Origin of the sequence: Bradyrhizobium sp. BEA-2-5, assembly GCF_032918025.1 — a bacterium.
Lineage (GTDB): Bacteria > Pseudomonadota > Alphaproteobacteria > Rhizobiales > Xanthobacteraceae > Bradyrhizobium > Bradyrhizobium pachyrhizi.
This window is the reverse complement of the sequence record NZ_CP136629.1, coordinates 1,714,655-1,729,996: the sequence shown is the minus strand read 5'-3', so window position 1 is coordinate 1,729,996 and position 15,342 is coordinate 1,714,655. Positions and strand designations below refer to the sequence as shown.

General features: G+C 64.8%; 12 protein-coding genes. 3 read left to right on the top strand and 9 right to left on the bottom strand.

Annotated features, from left to right (window positions below):
- The first annotated feature begins 477 nt into the window (after window positions 1–477).
- Complete coding sequence (locus RX327_RS08020) at window positions 478–1,803, top strand: lipopolysaccharide biosynthesis protein (RefSeq protein WP_410712177.1); 1,326 nt, start codon at window positions 478–480, stop codon at window positions 1,801–1,803.
- Window positions 1,804–1,923: 120 nt separating this feature from the next.
- On the opposite strand, the gene RX327_RS08015 is transcribed toward RX327_RS08020, so the two are convergent.
- Complete coding sequence (locus tag RX327_RS08015) at window positions 1,924–4,029, bottom strand: GumC family protein (protein WP_410712147.1); 2,106 nt, start codon at window positions 4,027–4,029, stop codon at window positions 1,924–1,926.
- A 279-nt stretch (window positions 4,030–4,308) separates the two neighbouring features.
- On the opposite strand from RX327_RS08015, the gene RX327_RS08010 reads away from it, so the two are divergent.
- Together RX327_RS08010 and RX327_RS08005 are read left to right on the top strand one after the other, a co-directional pair.
- Complete coding sequence (locus RX327_RS08010) at window positions 4,309–5,499, top strand: glycosyltransferase family 4 protein (RefSeq protein ID WP_317251221.1); 1,191 nt, start codon at window positions 4,309–4,311, stop codon at window positions 5,497–5,499.
- Between the two features lie 15 nt (window positions 5,500–5,514).
- Window positions 5,515–7,068, top strand: coding sequence for a hypothetical protein (locus RX327_RS08005; RefSeq protein WP_317249971.1), 1,554 nt, complete (start codon window positions 5,515–5,517; stop codon window positions 7,066–7,068).
- An 18-nt stretch (window positions 7,069–7,086) separates the two neighbouring features.
- Here the strand turns inward: RX327_RS08005 and RX327_RS08000 are convergent, their stop codons facing one another.
- The 8 genes from RX327_RS08000 to RX327_RS07965 are packed head-to-tail and all read right to left on the bottom strand — an operon-like array spanning window position 7,087 to window position 15,270.
- The gene (locus RX327_RS08000) at window positions 7,087–8,379 is read right to left on the bottom strand and encodes an ABC transporter substrate-binding protein (protein ID WP_244482523.1); all 1,293 of its coding nucleotides are present in this window, start codon (window positions 8,377–8,379) and stop codon (window positions 7,087–7,089) included.
- A complete protein-coding gene (locus RX327_RS07995) occupies window positions 8,345–9,046 on the bottom strand; it encodes an SDR family NAD(P)-dependent oxidoreductase (protein WP_050386821.1) in 702 nt (233 codons plus the stop codon). Before RX327_RS07995 ends, RX327_RS08000 begins: the two co-directional genes overlap by 35 nt.
- Window positions 9,047–9,085: 39 nt before the next feature.
- Entirely contained in the window at window positions 9,086–9,892 is an 807-nt protein-coding gene (locus RX327_RS07990; protein WP_050386820.1) for a glutathione S-transferase, read from the bottom strand.
- A gap of 24 nt (window positions 9,893–9,916) precedes the next feature.
- A complete protein-coding gene (locus RX327_RS07985; RefSeq protein ID WP_050386819.1) occupies window positions 9,917–11,077 on the bottom strand; it encodes an iron-containing alcohol dehydrogenase in 1,161 nt (386 codons plus the stop codon).
- Between the two features lie 41 nt (window positions 11,078–11,118).
- Window positions 11,119–11,892 (bottom strand): enoyl-CoA hydratase-related protein, encoded by a 774-nt coding sequence (locus RX327_RS07980; protein WP_317249970.1) that lies wholly within the window; start codon window positions 11,890–11,892, stop codon window positions 11,119–11,121.
- 12 nt (window positions 11,893–11,904) lie between these two features.
- Window positions 11,905–12,915 (bottom strand): nitronate monooxygenase family protein, encoded by a 1,011-nt coding sequence (locus tag RX327_RS07975; RefSeq protein ID WP_317249969.1) that lies wholly within the window; start codon window positions 12,913–12,915, stop codon window positions 11,905–11,907.
- A 21-nt stretch (window positions 12,916–12,936) separates the two neighbouring features.
- Window positions 12,937–14,124 (bottom strand): acetyl-CoA C-acyltransferase, encoded by a 1,188-nt coding sequence (locus RX327_RS07970; RefSeq protein WP_317249968.1) that lies wholly within the window; start codon window positions 14,122–14,124, stop codon window positions 12,937–12,939.
- A 15-nt stretch (window positions 14,125–14,139) separates the two neighbouring features.
- The gene (locus RX327_RS07965) at window positions 14,140–15,270 is read right to left on the bottom strand and encodes an acyl-CoA dehydrogenase family protein (RefSeq protein ID WP_317249967.1); all 1,131 of its coding nucleotides are present in this window, start codon (window positions 15,268–15,270) and stop codon (window positions 14,140–14,142) included.
- Between the last annotated feature and the right edge of the window lie 72 nt (window positions 15,271–15,342).

The window sequence follows — 15,342 nt, the reverse complement described above, 5'->3', positions numbered from 1 at the left end:
ATTTCCTTGCCTGCGGTGTCGCCTTGCCGATCGAGCACGGCGAGTTCCAGAATCGAGGTTAATGAAAACGTCCGGACCACGATCAGTGGTCTCTCGGCACATGGCTTGCACCACGGTCAGCCATGAAACTGAACTTTTGCAGGCTCCGCAGCGGGATGGCGAGGCGATTGCCAGGCCATCGAGCAGCGACAGACGGCGTTGACGCGCAAACGCAGTCTCATCCGGCTAGGTCCGCGCCACTGGACCGGACGCTCGAGGTAAATCCAACCTGCGCCGTTTGGAGACAGGGCAGACGGCGCCGTTCCAGAATGGAGCAACGCGACCTGGCCCTGTTCACAACTGCGTTGGGCCCGGCAGCCATTCGAAAGGAACGGAATCTTAGCAAGAGAACATTAACACTCCAGGCTTCACCGATTGCTGCGGTCAACAGCCCCACTGGATATTGAGACGTCTCTGGTGATTGCCTCCGTGCTCCAACTGTTACGGCGCGACGTTACGCGCGGCGTTGCCGGGACCATCCTGCTCAAGGTTGGTAGCGGCGGGCTCGCATTCGCGTTGTTCTCGCTCGCCGCGCGGGCGATGACGCCCGACGCGTTTGGAAACTTCGCAACCCTGCTCTCCGTCGCCCAGATCGCCTCGGTGGTGGGCCTGGTCGGCCAGGAGCTGCTCCTGGTTCGGTTCCTCAACGAGTATGAGGTGCGCGGCCAGACCGAGTTCACCAAGGGTGTGCTGCTGTCGAGCCTGAAGAACTCCGCCATCGGGATGCTGATCTCGATCGCCGCGATCGCCGCGGTGGCAAGCATTCGCGGCGAGTGGTGGCTCTTGATCCTGTCGGTCTCGGCGTTCACCGCAATCAATGCAGGGCTCATGCTCGGCAGCCAGATCGCGCGATCCCTGGTCAGCATCCTGATGGGCGAAGGCAATCGGGAGTTCTTCTGGCGCGTCGCCGTCGTCCTGTTCCTGATCGCGGTGCTGTTCGGCCACCGGCAGCTCACCCCCGCCGAGCTGTTCAGCGCGATGTCGGGCGCGATGGCCCTCGGGCTCGTCGTGCAGATCGTATCGATCGTGCGCGTGCTGCCGAACCTGCGGTCGGTCACGGCGCGCTTCGAGGCCTCGCGCTGGAACAAGAGCGCATTCCGGTTCTGGCTCGCATCCATCCTCGAAGCCGCCAACCAGTATTTCGACGTCATTCTGGTCTACTGGATGCTGGATCCGACGACCGCCGGAATCTACTTTGCCGCCTCGCGCCTTGCCAACATCTTCGCCATGTTGTCCGCAGCGCTGTACACTTTCGGCGCGCGCCGGCTTCCGTTACTGTATTTCAGCAAGAACCACCGCGAGCTCGAACATACGTTGAAGCTGATGGCTGAGGTGACCGCGCTCTGCGTGCTCAGCGGGCTCGTCATTGTCTGGGTGGGTGCCCCCTATCTGCTCGGCCTGTTCGGGCCGCACTTTGCGGCGCAGCAGTGGGTGCTGATCGTGCTCGCGATCGGAACGGCCTTCCAGGCGGCGGGCGGGCCCTCTGCCGCTGTTCTGCAGCTGACAGGCCATGAGCGCGATTATGTTCCCGTCGTCGCAGCCAACGTGGCGCTACGGCTGCTGGGATTTGTCGTGCTGATCCCCTGGCTCGGCGTGCTCGGCGCCGCGATCGCGGCGACGGCTTCGCTGGTCCTCGCCACCATCGCGCTCAACGTGTTGTGCCGGCGGCGGACCGGCGTCGACCCATCCATTCTGGTGCTGTCGCATCTGTGGCCGTCGAAAGGTGATGCCTACGCGGTCCGCGTTGCGGACAGCAACGACTAGAGCGTTTTTCGAGCGAAGTGGATACCGGTTCGCCCGAAGAAAACGCGTCAAAACAAGAATCCGGAGCCACGTTCCGAAACTATCGGAACGGAAAAGGCGCTAGCTTCAGCTGAACCGCCTTCAGCTCGCCAGGCCGAGCGCCTCGCCCTGGCGACCGCGAACGGCGTCATTGACCGCCACGCGATTGACGACCAGCGCGGTTGGGACCGAACCATACCCGGATAGATCGGCCCGCGCCTTGCCGATCGCGGCCGAGTTGGCGGTCCCTTCGCGAATCACGAGGATCACCAGGTCGGCATGGGCAGCCAGCGCCACCGCGGCAGGCTGCAGCGCAAGCGACGATGCGTCGACGATGATCAGGCCGAAATCGGCGCGAATATCGTCCGGCGGATAGGGCGGCGCCTTGCTGCTGGCGCCCAGCAGTTCGACGACCGACGGCAGGTCGGCCTTGATGATCCCCGAGCCTTGCGGCGGCGCGGTCTCGGCGCGCCTTGATTCCATCTCGATCAGCACGCTGAGCATTCCGTTCTTGAGCGCGGATCGGTTCAGCGACCGTGCGACGGTGCTGCCGCCGGCACCGGCCTCGACCGACAGCAGCAGTGCCACCTTGCCGTGCTCTCCCGGAAGCTGCTCGATGTTCTCGATCAGCAGCTCAAGATGCGGACTGAGATCAGGCTCGGCCGTCGACGAGATCGGGGTCTGCCAGACGCTCCTGACCGCGTCCAACGACGCGATGTTGGGAATGCGGGCCAGCACGGGCAATCCCGGCGGCAGCGCAGGTTGCGGCGCGGCCGGCGCAAGTGCGGGCGCCTCGGCCTGACGCAGCGGCGGAATGGCCTTGATCGGGAGCTGCTTCAGATTCAGACCGGGAACGGCGACGATCGCCGTCGACGTCAGCAGCGAGACGATCGCGAGCGCGACCAGCAACAGCGGAAGCGGCGGCAGCGTCGAGCGCACCGGCGGCGTCGCAGGCGATGCGACCTTGGTCTGCGAGCTCTGCAGCAGCCGCTGCTCGTCGGTGGTCTTGTAGCGCGAGAGGAACTGCTCGTAGATATTCTTGTTGGCATCTGCGTCGCGCTGCAATTCCTGCAGCTTGACCAGCGCCTGACCGTCGATCAGGATTTGCTGTTCGACCGCCTTCTGCTGATCCTCCAGCGCGTTCTGCTGCTCGCGCTGGGCCTCATATTCGGACTTGGCGGTGTCGATGTTCTTCTTCCGCTCGATCTCGATCTGCCGGTTGAGATCGCTGAGCTGGCTGAGGGCCATCACGAGGTCCGGATGACGATCGCCCAGCACCCCGCGCTTTTGTGCGATCTGGTCGTTGAGCGCGGAGCGCTGCGCGCGCAGCATGCTCAGCAGATCCTGCTTCACCGGCCCTTCGACATTGGCCTTGAGGTCGCGCTGCACCTGCTCGTAGCGTGCCTTGGCCTCCTCGGTGCGCGCGCGGGCCGCGGAGACCTGCTGGGTCAGATCGGTCACCCGCAATTGCTGCGTGGTGGATTCCTTGCCGGCATTGACGATGTTGTGCTCGAGCTTGAATTTCGCAACGGCATCTTCCGAAGACCGCAGGCGGTCGTTCAACGTCTTGAGCCGGCTCTTCAGCCAGTCGGCGGCTTCGTCGGTCGCCACGCTGCGCGTGCCGCGCTGGCTGGCGACGAACGCCTCAGCCACCGCGTTAGCGTAGTACGCCGCGCGCTGCGGGTTGTTGGACGTGAACTTGATGGCGATGACATAGGTCAATCCGCGCCGGGAGATGTCGAGCCGGTTGCGAAACCTGTCGAGCAGGCGCGTCGGGTCGGTCCTGCCGCCGGAGATGTCGCTGTCCTCGGCGACCTTGAGTTGCTCGATCAGCGGCCCGAGAAATCCGTCGGATTTGGCGATCTCGACATAGCTCTGCAGTGCTGCGGCATCCTGACCGATGCCCGGCAGGACGTCCTGATCGGTGGTCACGCGCTGCTCGCGCGGGTCGACCACGACGAGCGCGGTCGCGGCATAGCGCGCCGGAATCAACATCAGCAGAATGACGCCGACCGCGAAGATCACCGCGGCGAGCATTAGAATGCGTTGACCGTTCTCGCGGAAAAAAGCCACCACGCCGGGAATGCTAAGCACGCCTTTGGTGGTTTCCGCAGAGGATCGGCTGGTCTGCACGCCGGCAGTTTCCCACGACGCGGCGGGTTCCGTGGCTTCGGAACGTCTCGGGCCTACGCGGCTACCGAACTTCATGGGGCTGTGACTCGAATTCAACTGACAGTACTGCTCCAACGTAAATATCTATGGTTAATCCACGGTTACCCCCTCCTCATGCGGACGTAACCAATTAGTTAACGAGCCACCTGTACCCTATGTGTGAAACAATGGCTCACGATTGCTGGCAATGTCTGATCGCACGAAATGAGCAGTAACCTCAACACGCGCTACTCGGTCTACGAGCGCGCCTCGCGTGATAAGTACGCGCGCGATAGCGAGGGGGACGATTCCACTCCTTCGACGGGTGAGGAAGCCGTGCTCCACTACAGGCCAAGCGCAGAATTGCGCGAGGCATCGACCGCATCACGCGATCGATCGAACGTGGGCAAGCCAAAGCTGCGTGTCGTCCTGGTGCAAACCCAGGCCGAGAACGCCGGTGCGCAGGAAATCTCGCGGCTCCTCGGCGCCGGGCTCACCGCTCGCGGCTACCGGGTCACCAATCTATTCTTCTTCCGCAAATCGGACTCCTTCGATGAACCGCCGGATACGCTCTACTGCGCGCAGAGCCGGCCGGGCAATCCGGTGGCGCTGCTGCGGATGCTGCGGACGCTCGCCGGTCATCTCAGGACCCTCAGGCCCAATGTCGTGCTGACCTTCCAGCACTTCGGCAATGTGATCGGCGGAGGCGTCTCGCGCTTCGTCAGCCGCGCCCCGGTGATCGCCAACCAGGTGTCCTCGGCGATGTCGATGAGCATGCCGGTGCGAGCCGCCGACATCATCATGGGCTCGACCGGCTTCTTCCAGTGCATCACGCTGAACTCGCGCGACATGGAACGTGAATACGCGCGCTATCCCGCGACCTATCGCGCGCGCATGACGCACGTCCCCCATGGCTTCGACGACAAGTCGCACAGCCTGCCGAAGAACGTCGCGCGGCAGCAGTTCAAGCTACCCCCGGATCGCACGCTGCTCGGCTGCGCGGCAAGGCTGCACCCGCACAAGCGGCTCGATGCATCGATTCGCCTGCTGGCCGCCGACCAATCCTGGCATCTTGCCCTCGCCGGGCAAGGCGCGGATGAGGAACGGCTGCGAGCCCTGGCGAACGAGCTTGATGTCGCGGACCGGCTACACTTCATCGGCGAGATTCCACCGCGCCAGATGGCCGAATTTCTGGCGTGCCTCGACGTCTTCGTATTTCCGACGCAGGCCGAAACCTTCGGCCTCGCCGCGGTGGAAGCCGCGAGCGCCGGCATCCCCTGCGTCGTCAACGATCTGCCGGTGCTGCGCGAGGTGCTGTCTTACCAAGGGCAGCCTGCCGCGGTGTTCGTTGACGCTGCGAACGAGGCGGAGTTTTCGGCCGCTGTATCGAAAGTCCTGACCGATCGTTTGTTGAGCGACCAGCTGCGGCAAAGCGCCGTAGGCCTGAAGTCGCGTTATTCGTTGGATGCCATGATAGAGGAATACGTCCGGATTCTCGGCAATGCCGTAGGAGTGGACGCGCACTAGGAAATTGGGCTGGACATGATTATCGAGTTTCGCTGCGATCGAGCGCAGGCGCGGCTCTGGATGCGTCGCGAGACGCTGCGCGTCAACGATCAGGATATTCCCGTTCAAATCGCCTGGACGACGACGCCGGGGCCCAGGCCCGCCGGCCTCGACATGCTGTTCGAGCTCGAACGCATCGTGCTGCGCAAGGGCAAGGCGGGCGAGGCCGACAGGCTGAAAACGATTGCGGAACGACCGCGCATGGGCAACCCCGATGTGGTGGTCGACTTCACCACTGCCGCGCGGGACCCGAACTGCTCCGCCGGGCTCTACCTCCGTCCACGCTTCAACGGACAGGCGGGCGAAGCCGCCGCCCTCGCCGCCATTCTCGCCGGCGACCTGCCCGTGATCGACATCGTCAACGAGGTCGATGGTTCGGTCCTCGACCGCGGCCATCCATCCGGAGAAATTGCCGCGGGCCTCAGCGGCGCGCTCGAAACCGTCATGGCACGTACCTTGTCCATGCTGCCGCCGATCCTGTCGAGGGCTCCGCGACTGGTGCCGCAACTGGCTGTGCCGGCGGCCAGCGCGCCGCGAAATCCCGCGCCCTTTGTCCTGCGCGGCGTCGCGACCTCGATCGCGAAGGAAATCTACCGTCTCTGCTGCTACGCGCCGCATTGGCATGTCGGATGGCGCTACGCCGACAACGCGGATGTCTGGCGGACCGGTGACCTGTCGGGACCTGCCTGGAACGTGCTCGGCGATCCTGGCAATCACTTCTATGCCGATCCCGTCCCGGTGAAGTGGCAGGGCAGGACCTTCGTGTTCTTCGAAGACCTCGACCACCGCACCGGCAAGGGCATCATCTCCACGATCGAATTCGACGGCAAGGGTCCGGTTGGCACGGTGCTGCCGGTGCTCGAAGAGCCCTGGCACCTGTCCTACCCGTTCCTGATCGAGAACAACGGCGAACTGTGGATGATCCCGGAAAGCACCGCGCATCGGGACGTCCCGATCTACAAATGCGTCCGCTTTCCCGACAAGTGGGAACGGCAAGGCACGCTGCTGTCAGGGCTCGAACTCGCCGACGCGACCATCACGCAGCATGACGGCCTCTACTACATGTTCGGCGCCTGGCGCGACGGCACCGGCGGATATTCCGACACGCTGGCGATCTATTACGCCGAGCAGTTGTTCGGCCCCTGGCGTCCGCATGCAAGCAATCCGATCCTGATCGATCGCGCGACGACGCGGCCGGCCGGCAATTTCGTGACCATCAACGGCAAGCTGTGGCGGCCGGTGCAGGACTGCAGCAACGGATACGGCGCGGCGCTCGGACTTGCGGAAGTGCTCGAACTGTCGCCGACGACTTACCGGCAGGCCGTGCGCCATCTGCTCAAACCCGGGCCGCTGTGGACCGGACGCAAGCTGCACACGCTCAACCGCTGCGGCCGGCTCGAGGTGATCGACGGCTCGCGGGTTCAGCCGAAGACCACAGCCTTGCTGAACAGCCTGCGGTCAAGCGACCAGTCGGCGCAGCGGGAATGGCAAAACACGCTGGCGAAGCCGATCGCACGTCGGCTCCACTAGCGCCTCGGTCGACCCGGTTCAGTTCAGGTCGGCACTCAGCACGCCGCCGAACTGCTCCCATGAGCTTCCGGTCCAGCGTTGCAGCTGAAGCTGCGTATAGGCCATGCTGTTGTCGGGGCCTGTGTTGATGGTGATGCCCGGCATCAGCGTCGGCAGCACGAGCCCTCTGATGTTGCGCGCCTGCTTCACGATGTTCTCGCGCGACAGGTCGTCGCCGCACTGCTTCAGCACCTGCTCCAGAATCCGGCCCTGCTGGGTGCCAAACAGATAATTGTTGTCGCCGATATCGGCGCCGGGAAGATACTTCTCGAAATGGGCGCGATACCATTTCATGCCGGGATCGTCGGCCCACTTCCTGTCGTTCGGGTCCTTGGTGATGGTCGCCACCACAACGCCCACCGCCTTGTCCGCCCCCGCCGGCACGATGGTCGCGGAAACCGAGCTCGACACGTAGTTGACGATGGTCAGCGGCGACCATCCGATCTCGTTCGCCTTCTTGATCGCTTGGGCCGCGAATTTCGGCGTGCCGGCGATCAGGAACGCCTGCGCACCCGACGCCTTTAGCGTCACCACGCGGGATTCGATGGTCGGCTCGGTGACCTCATAGGGAGACGTCACCACCTTCCTGTCGAAATCGGCCTTCAGCACTTCCTTGAACGCGGCCACGAAATCGCGGCCGAGATCGTCGTTCTGGTAGAGGATCGCGATCTTCGCATCGGGCGCCGTCTGCGTGACGTATTTTGCGTAGATCTTCCCTTCGGTGTTGTAGCTCGGCAGCCCCGTGGTGGTCAGCGGAAACTCGGTGAAGTTCGCAAACTTCGTCGCGCCGCTGACGACGAACAGATGCGGCACCTTCTTCGCGGTGACGTATTTGACGGTCGCGCCGATGCCGGGCGTGCCGAGCGGGCTGAACAGGAACGCCACCTCGTCGCTCTCGATCAGCTTGCGGGTCTGCTCCACGGCCTTGGGCGGCGTGTAGGCATCGTCATAGGTGATGAGGTTGATCTTGCGGCCGTTGATGCCGCCGCGGTCGTTGACGGAATGGACGTAGGCGATCAGGCCCTTGCCGGTGTTGCTGAGCGGCGATGCCGGCCCGCTGAACGGGAACGTCGCACCGACCTTGACCTCCGACTCCGAGACCCCTGGTGTTTCGGCGCGGACTGGAGCTGCGGCAGCGCCGCAAGCATCGCAACGGATACGGCAAACGTCTTCAACAACATGAAATTCCCCCTGAGCTTTTATGAATTGACCAACTCTTGCGACCGGCGCGCGGCGCCTACCAGGCTTCGCCGAACGGCCTGATCTCGACATTGAATGACCACGCGCTGCGATCCTGATGGGCGACGTGCCAGACCTCGTCGGCGATCGCTTTCGGCTTGATGAAGAAATCGTCCGGCCGATCCGGCCAGCGCTTCCGCGTCCACTCCAGATCGATCACGGCATCGATCACGAGATAGGCGACGTGAACGCCCTGCGGCCCAAGATCGCGGGCCATCGCCTCGGCGAGAATCCGCTGCGCCGCCTTGGTCGGTGCGAACCCCGCGAAGCCGGCCTTGCCGCGCAATGCCGAGGTGTTGCCGGTCGCGACGATGGCGCCCTTGCCGGCAGCGATCATCGCCGGGGCGAACCGCCGCGCCAGGTACAACAGTCCCATCGTGTTGACCTGGAAGTTGCGATTGAGAATCTCCGGATCGATCTCGCGGAAGGTGCCGAACGCGCCGCCGACGGCGTTGTGTATGACCACGGCGGGATTGCCGAGATCGCGCTCCACGGCCGAGGCCACCGCCTCGATCTGCGCGGGAGCGGACACATCGCACCGATAGGCCTTTGCGCCCGGCAGCTGCTGCTCGAGCGCGGCGAGACGCTCCGCGTTCCTGGCGAGAAGCGCGACGCGATAGCCGCCCTCGGTGAATCTTCTGGCGAGCGCCGAACCGGTGCCGGGCCCAACGCCGGATATCAGACAGACAGGTGCGGTCATACGATCAACCCTCCGCGTTGCGGCCGATGGCCTTCATGGTCAGGCGGCCGCCTTCGACAGCAGCTTCTCGACGTAAGGCTTGAGGTCCGGTCTGACGTGCTCATGCGTGATCAGGCGGTCAAAGTGAGCAAACATCAACGGATACTCATCCTGCGCGCCCGGGTGCAGGATTTTCGTCAATCCCTGCTTTTGCAGCTGCTCGGTCCGCGCATGTTCATTCATGAACAGCGCGAGTTCGGCGGCAAAGCAGATGTCGGCAATCGAGACACCGTTCCCGACCAGCGCCTCCCGCCGCGGCGACAGCGCCTGCTCGATGCCGGACGCATAGATCGCGAACGCATCCTTGGCCCGCGCATGAATGGCCGCATCGACGGTGCCGCCCGAGAGCGCCAGCAGATAGATTTGCGAGTCCCGCGCGAACACCAGGCTGACATCGAGAAAACTGTCGATCCGCGACGCCTCATAGGCGTCGCGCCCGTAGAGCGGGAATGCTGCCGCGCCGAGCCGCGCCACCGCGCGCATGATGCTGTTCGATTCGAAGATCCCGACCTTGCCGTCGGCGCCGAACGCCGCCGGCACATTGCCGAACGGCTGTGCCGCCATGAACGCATCGGTCTTGAAGAGCTGCGCGCCGGTCAGTCCGACCCGCCCGGTGCGCGCCAGCGACGACAGCGAGGCGCGCTCGCGCTCCGCCAGCGGGCGGGCATCATAGTCCCACAACCAGTCCCGCAGCTCCTTGCCCGAGGCGCCCCTGACCTCGACATCGACACCGCAGAACCGCGCCGCGATGGTCGCCTTCCAGACGCGCGGGTTCGGCAGATAGGAGAAGATGCGCAAGGCGGCCATGGCGGCTGCTCCGGTGCTGATGCCTCAGGCGGCGAGCTTCAGGATCTTGACGACGTCGCCGGGCTCGCGGATCGGCTGCGGGTTGGCCCGCGTGAAGATCGACAGCATGGCGTTCCGGCCGATCAGCTCGAAGCGGTCTTCGCCGACGCCGACATCGGCAAGCCGCCGCGGCAGGCCGAGCTCCGCGATGAACGCCGCAAACGCCTCGCCGGCGTCGCACCCCGGTGCGCCGAGCGCGGCGGCGATCGATTGCTGGGCGGCCTCCGTCGCCGGGCGATTGTAGCGGAGCACGCTCGGCATCATCACCGCCGTGCAGAAATAATGCGGCACGTCGCAGGTGCCGCCGAGCACATGGCCGATGGCGTGGCTGGCGCCCATCGGCACCCGCGACTGCAATCCGAACGCCGACAGCCAGGAGCCGAGTTGGCAGCTCAGCCGCGCCGCCGCGTCGTCGGGGTGGGCCTTGGTGCGCAGCAGACCATCGTGCAGATAGCGCAGCCCCTGCTGGCACACTGCATCGACCAGCACGTTGGGGCGGCTGGAGCAGATCGCCTCGATGCCGTGATCCATCGCCCGCGTCCCGGAGCCGAGCCAGAGCTTCTCCGGCGTGTATTTCGTGATCGCGGGATCGAGGATGATGCTGCGCGGCATCATCATCGGGTGGTTGAAGATCTGCTTCAGCTTGCGGCTGGTATCGGTGACCAGCGCGCCGGAATTGTATTCGCCACCGGACAGCGTGCTGGGAATCGCGATCATCCGGACCTTCGGCGAGCGGAACGGCCCGAAGCGCCGTTCCGGCGTGGTCTCGAAGCCGTCGAGCCCGGCCGGCTCGAAGATCGCGTGCTCGATGCACATCAGCACGATCTTCGCCGCATCGACCACCGAGCCGCCGCCGATCGCGACGACGAGGTCCGCCCTGGCCTCGCTGGCCTGCCGCGCGATCCGCGTCACAACGTCCCGCGTCGTATGCTGCGGCACGCCGTCAAAGGTCACGGCATGACGATCGCCGAGTGCTTGACGGATTTTCTCGATCTCGTCGGTCGTGGTGTTCAACGTCCGGCTGGCGATCAGATAGACGCGCTTGGCGCCCAGCCGCTCGGCCTCTTCGCGCAGAGCCTCGGCCGCCGGCTTGCCGTAGATCACGGATTCCATGGCGGGATATTGATGGCTGCCGGTGACGCCCATGCTGTTCACTCCCTCGATGTGTCCGTGAGTTACGCCGCCGGTCAGGCCGACAGCTTGGTGAAATCAGGTTGACGCCGTTCCGCGAAGGCAGCAAAGGCCTCGCGCGCCTCGGGCGTCGCCAACCTCTCCTTGAACAGCACGCCTTCCTCGGCGATCTGCGCCGCGATCCGTTGCTGCTCACGCATCAGCTTCTTGGTCATGCCGAGCGAACCCGCCGGTCGCCTGGTCAGCGCGATCGCCACGTCATGCGCCCTCTGGCGCAGATCGGCCTGCGGCACCACAGCATTGGCGAGGCCCGATGCCAGCGCGCCCTGCGCATCCATCGGCTCGCCGAGCGCGAACATCGCATAGGCGCGCGCGTGCCCGATCCGCAGCGGCAACAGCCAGCTCGACGCCGCTTCCGGAACCAGAGCGAGGTTGACGAAGGGCGTGATCAGCCGGGCGTTCTCGGCGAGATAGACCAGGTCGCAATGCAGCAGCATGGTGGTACCGACGCCGACCGCATTGCCCTGCACGGCCGCGACCAGCGGCTTGCCGACCTTGCTGATGGTTTCGATAAAGCGATGCGCGGGGCTATCGACTTCGCTTTCGCCGCGCGCCTGGCTCGCAAAGTCGGCGAGGTTGTTGCCCGCGGTAAAGCTGTCGCCGTCGCCCTGGAACAGGACGACGCGGACGGCCGGGTCGGTCTCAGCCTGCTTCAGCCCCTGCGACATCGCGTTATACATGGCGCCGGTCAGCGCGCTCTTCTTCTCGGGCCGCTGCAAGGTCAGCGTCATGACGCCGGCGGCGATCTCAACCTTGACATGCTCGGTCATGGCACTCTCCCGTCAGGCGACCGCGCGGGCCGGCGTGGTTTCGAACTTGCCGTCGAGGAAGCCGGTCAACCGCTGCCGGATGATGGCTTCGGCTTCAACCATGATGCGATCGATGAGCTCCTTGCAGGACGGGATGTCGTGGATCAGGCCTGCGACCATGCCGCAGCTCCAGGCGCCTGCGTCCATCTGGCCGTCCAGCATGATCCTGGGATAGACGCCCGCGACCTGATCGTGGATGTCGTCGATCGTGAGCTTGTCGCCCTTCTCGCGCTCGATCTCGAGCAGCTCATCGACGCCCTTGTTCTTCAGCACCCGCTCGGTGTTGCGCAGCGCGCGCATCACGAGACGGGTGTCGAGTTCGTCGGCGTCGAGCAGCGCCTGCTTCACATTAGGATGCACCGGAGCTTCCTTGGTGGCGATGAAACGTGTGCCCATGTTCATGCCCGCCGCGCCCAGCGCGAGCGCCGCGACCAGGCTGCGTCCATCGGCCATGCCGCCGGAGGCGACGAACGGGATCTTCAGCTCCTCCGCCGCGCGCGGCAGCAGGATCATGTTGGGAATGTCGTCCTCGCCGGGATGTCCGCCACACTCGAAACCGTCGACGCTGACGGCATCGCAGCCGATGCGTTCGGCTTTCAGGGAATGGCGCACCGAGGTGCATTTGTGGATGACCTTGATGCCGGCCGCCTTCAGGGCCGGCATGTAGGCTTCCGGGCTGCGGCCTGCGGTCTCCACCGCCTTGATGCCACCTTCGACGATGGCCGCAATGTACTCGGGATAGGGCGGCGCCGAGAAGGTCGGCAGGAAGGTGAGGTTCACGCCGAACGGCTTGTCGGTCAAGTCGCGGCAGCGCGCGATCTCCTTCGCGAGCAATTCCGGCGTCTTCTGCGTGAGACCGGTGATGATGCCGAGCCCGCCGGCATTGGAGACGGCGGCGGCCAGTTCGGCAAAGCCGACGAAATGCATGCCGCCCTGAATGATGGGGTGTTGGATACCGAACAGTTCAGTGATTGCTGTCTTCACAAGTTTCTCCCGCGTTTCCGCTCAGTGGACGATCTCGAACAGGCCGGCCGCGCCCATGCCGCCGCCGATGCACATGGTCACCACGCCGTATTTCGCCTTGCGCCGTCGGCCCTCGATCAGGATATGGCCGGTGAGCCGCGCGCCGGTCATGCCGTAGGGATGGCCGACCGCGATCGCGCCCCCGTCGACGTTGATCTTCTCGGGGTCGATGCCGAGCTTGTCGCGGCAATACAGCACCTGCACGGCGAAGGCTTCGTTGAGCTCCCAGAGGCCGATGTCGTCGATCTTGAGGTTGTGCCGCTTGAGGAGCCGCGGGATCGCGGCAACCGGGCCGACGCCCATCTCGTCCGGCTCGACGCCGGCGGCGACGAAGCCGCGGAAGATGCCGAGCGGCTTCAGCCCCTTCTGCGCGGCGATCTTGTCGCTCATGATCACGCAGGCCGAGGCTCCATCCGAGAGCTGGCTGGCGTTGCCGGCGCTGATGGTCTTGCCCTCGAACACCGGCTTGATCTTGGCGAGTCCATCCGCCGTGGTATCCGGCCGCGGCCCCTCATCCTTGGCCAGCGTCACCTGCTGGTAACTGACTTCCTTGGTGTCCCTGTTGACCACAGCCATTTTGGTCGTGATCGGCACGATCTCGTCGTTGAAGCGGCCGCCCTGCAGCGCGGCGCCGACGCGGCGCTGGCATTCGAGGCTATATTCATCCTGCTTGTCGCGGCCGATCCCATAGCGCTCGGCGACGACTTCCGCCGTCTCCAGCATCGACATGTACATCTCGGGCTTCATCGCCATCAGTTCGTCGTCGACGGCATGGAACCTGTTCATGTGCTCGTTCTGCACCAGGCTGATCGACTCGATGCCACCGCCGATCGCGATCTCGACGCCGTCTGATATCACCGAGCGCGCGGCGACCGCGATAGCCTGCAGGCCGGAGGCGCATTGCCGGTCGATGGTGGTCCCGGCGACCGTCACCGGCAGCCCGGCGCGGATGGCGCCCTTACGCGCGACATTCATCACCATGGTGCCCTGCTGCATGGCGCAGCCCATCACCACATCCTCGACCTCGCCGGGCGCGATGCCGGCGCGCTTCACCGCCTCGGCCATCACATGGCCGGCCAAAGTCGGGCCGTCGGTGTTGTTCAGCGCGCCGCGATAGGCCTTGCCGACGCCGGTGCGCGCGGTGGAGACGATGACTGCATCCTGTGACATGCTTACCTCTCTGAATCAGGCGGCCGCGTCGAGCTGCGCATAGCGCAGCACGTGATAGGCGGGATCGCCGAATTGGATGTTGATGGAGGAAATCCGCTTGAAGTAGTGGCCGACATTGAGCTCGTCGGTCATGCCCATGCCGCCATGCAGCTGCACCGCCTGGTCGGCGACGAACTTCCCGGCATAACCGATCTTGGATTTTGCGCCGGCGGCCAGCCGGGAGACTCCGGCCTCATCCTCGCTGAGACTGAGGCCGAGATGCTGCATCAGCGACAACGCCTCCTGATGCGCGATGAACATGTCGACCATCCGGTGCTGCAGCACCTGGAAGCTGCCGATCGTGACGCCGAACTGCTTTCGCGTCTTGGAATAGTCCAGCGTCGCGGCGTTCAGTTCGCCGATCGCGCCGACCGCCTCGGCGCAGAGCGCGCCGATGGCGCGGTTGCGGCAGGCTTCCAGCGCGGCGACGCCCTCGCCTTCGCTGCCCAGCAATTCCGCGTGCACGCCGCGCAGGCTGATCTCGGCCGCCCTCCGACCATCGATCGTCCTGAAGCTTTGCAGGTCGAGATTGGCGGCGCGGCGATCGACCACGAACAGGCTGACGCCACCGCGATCGTGACGATGACCCGAGGTGCGCGCGGAGATGATCAGATGATCCGCCCATGGCGCGGCCATCACCGCCGTCTTCTCGCCGGTGAGGACGTAGCCGTCGCCGTCGCGGCGTGCCGTGGTGGTGACGGTGGCGAGGTCGAAGCGCGAACCCTTCTCGGTCCAGGCCAGCGCCCAAAGTTTCGTGCCTGCGATGATGTCGGCAATGAACGCTTGCCTCTGCGCGTCGGAACCTGCCTGCTCGATCAAGCCACCCGCAACGACGACCGTCTCGACGAACGGCTCGACCACGAGATGGCGGCCAAACTCCTGCATGATGATCATGGTCGACAGCGGCCCGCCGCCGAGCCCGCCGACCGCTTCCGAGAACGGCGCGCCAAGCAGGCCGAGTTCGGCGAATTCAGCCCATTGCTTGCGGCCAAACCCCTCTTCGCTCGCGACGATCTTGCGGCGGGCGTCGAAATCATACTGATCGCGCAGCAGCCGCTGGACGCTGGACCGCAACAATTCCTGCTCTTCCGTGAACTGGATATCCATCCGATCCTCGTTGCCGCTAAAGCGCGATGAAATGCGCCTTAGCTCCTTGTTTGAGCATGATCTCTTCGGAAA

Coding starts and splice junctions, on each gene's coding strand:
- RX327_RS08015 (WP_410712147.1), bottom strand. CDS start 4,029: ATGAAGTTCGGTAGCCGCGTAGGCCCGAGACGTTCCGAAGCCACGGAA.
- RX327_RS08005 (WP_317249971.1), top strand. CDS start 5,515: ATGATTATCGAGTTTCGCTGCGATCGAGCGCAGGCGCGGCTCTGGATG.
- RX327_RS08000 (WP_244482523.1), bottom strand. CDS start 8,379: ATGTCGAGATCAGGCCGTTCGGCGAAGCCTGGTAGGCGCCGCGCGCCG.
- RX327_RS07995 (WP_050386821.1), bottom strand. CDS start 9,046: ATGACCGCACCTGTCTGTCTGATATCCGGCGTTGGGCCCGGCACCGGT.
- RX327_RS07990 (WP_050386820.1), bottom strand. CDS start 9,892: ATGGCCGCCTTGCGCATCTTCTCCTATCTGCCGAACCCGCGCGTCTGG.
- RX327_RS07985 (WP_050386819.1), bottom strand. CDS start 11,077: ATGGGCGTCACCGGCAGCCATCAATATCCCGCCATGGAATCCGTGATC.
- RX327_RS07980 (WP_317249970.1), bottom strand. CDS start 11,892: ATGACCGAGCATGTCAAGGTTGAGATCGCCGCCGGCGTCATGACGCTG.
- RX327_RS07970 (WP_317249968.1), bottom strand. CDS start 14,124: ATGTCACAGGATGCAGTCATCGTCTCCACCGCGCGCACCGGCGTCGGC.
- RX327_RS07965 (WP_317249967.1), bottom strand. CDS start 15,270: ATGGATATCCAGTTCACGGAAGAGCAGGAATTGTTGCGGTCCAGCGTC.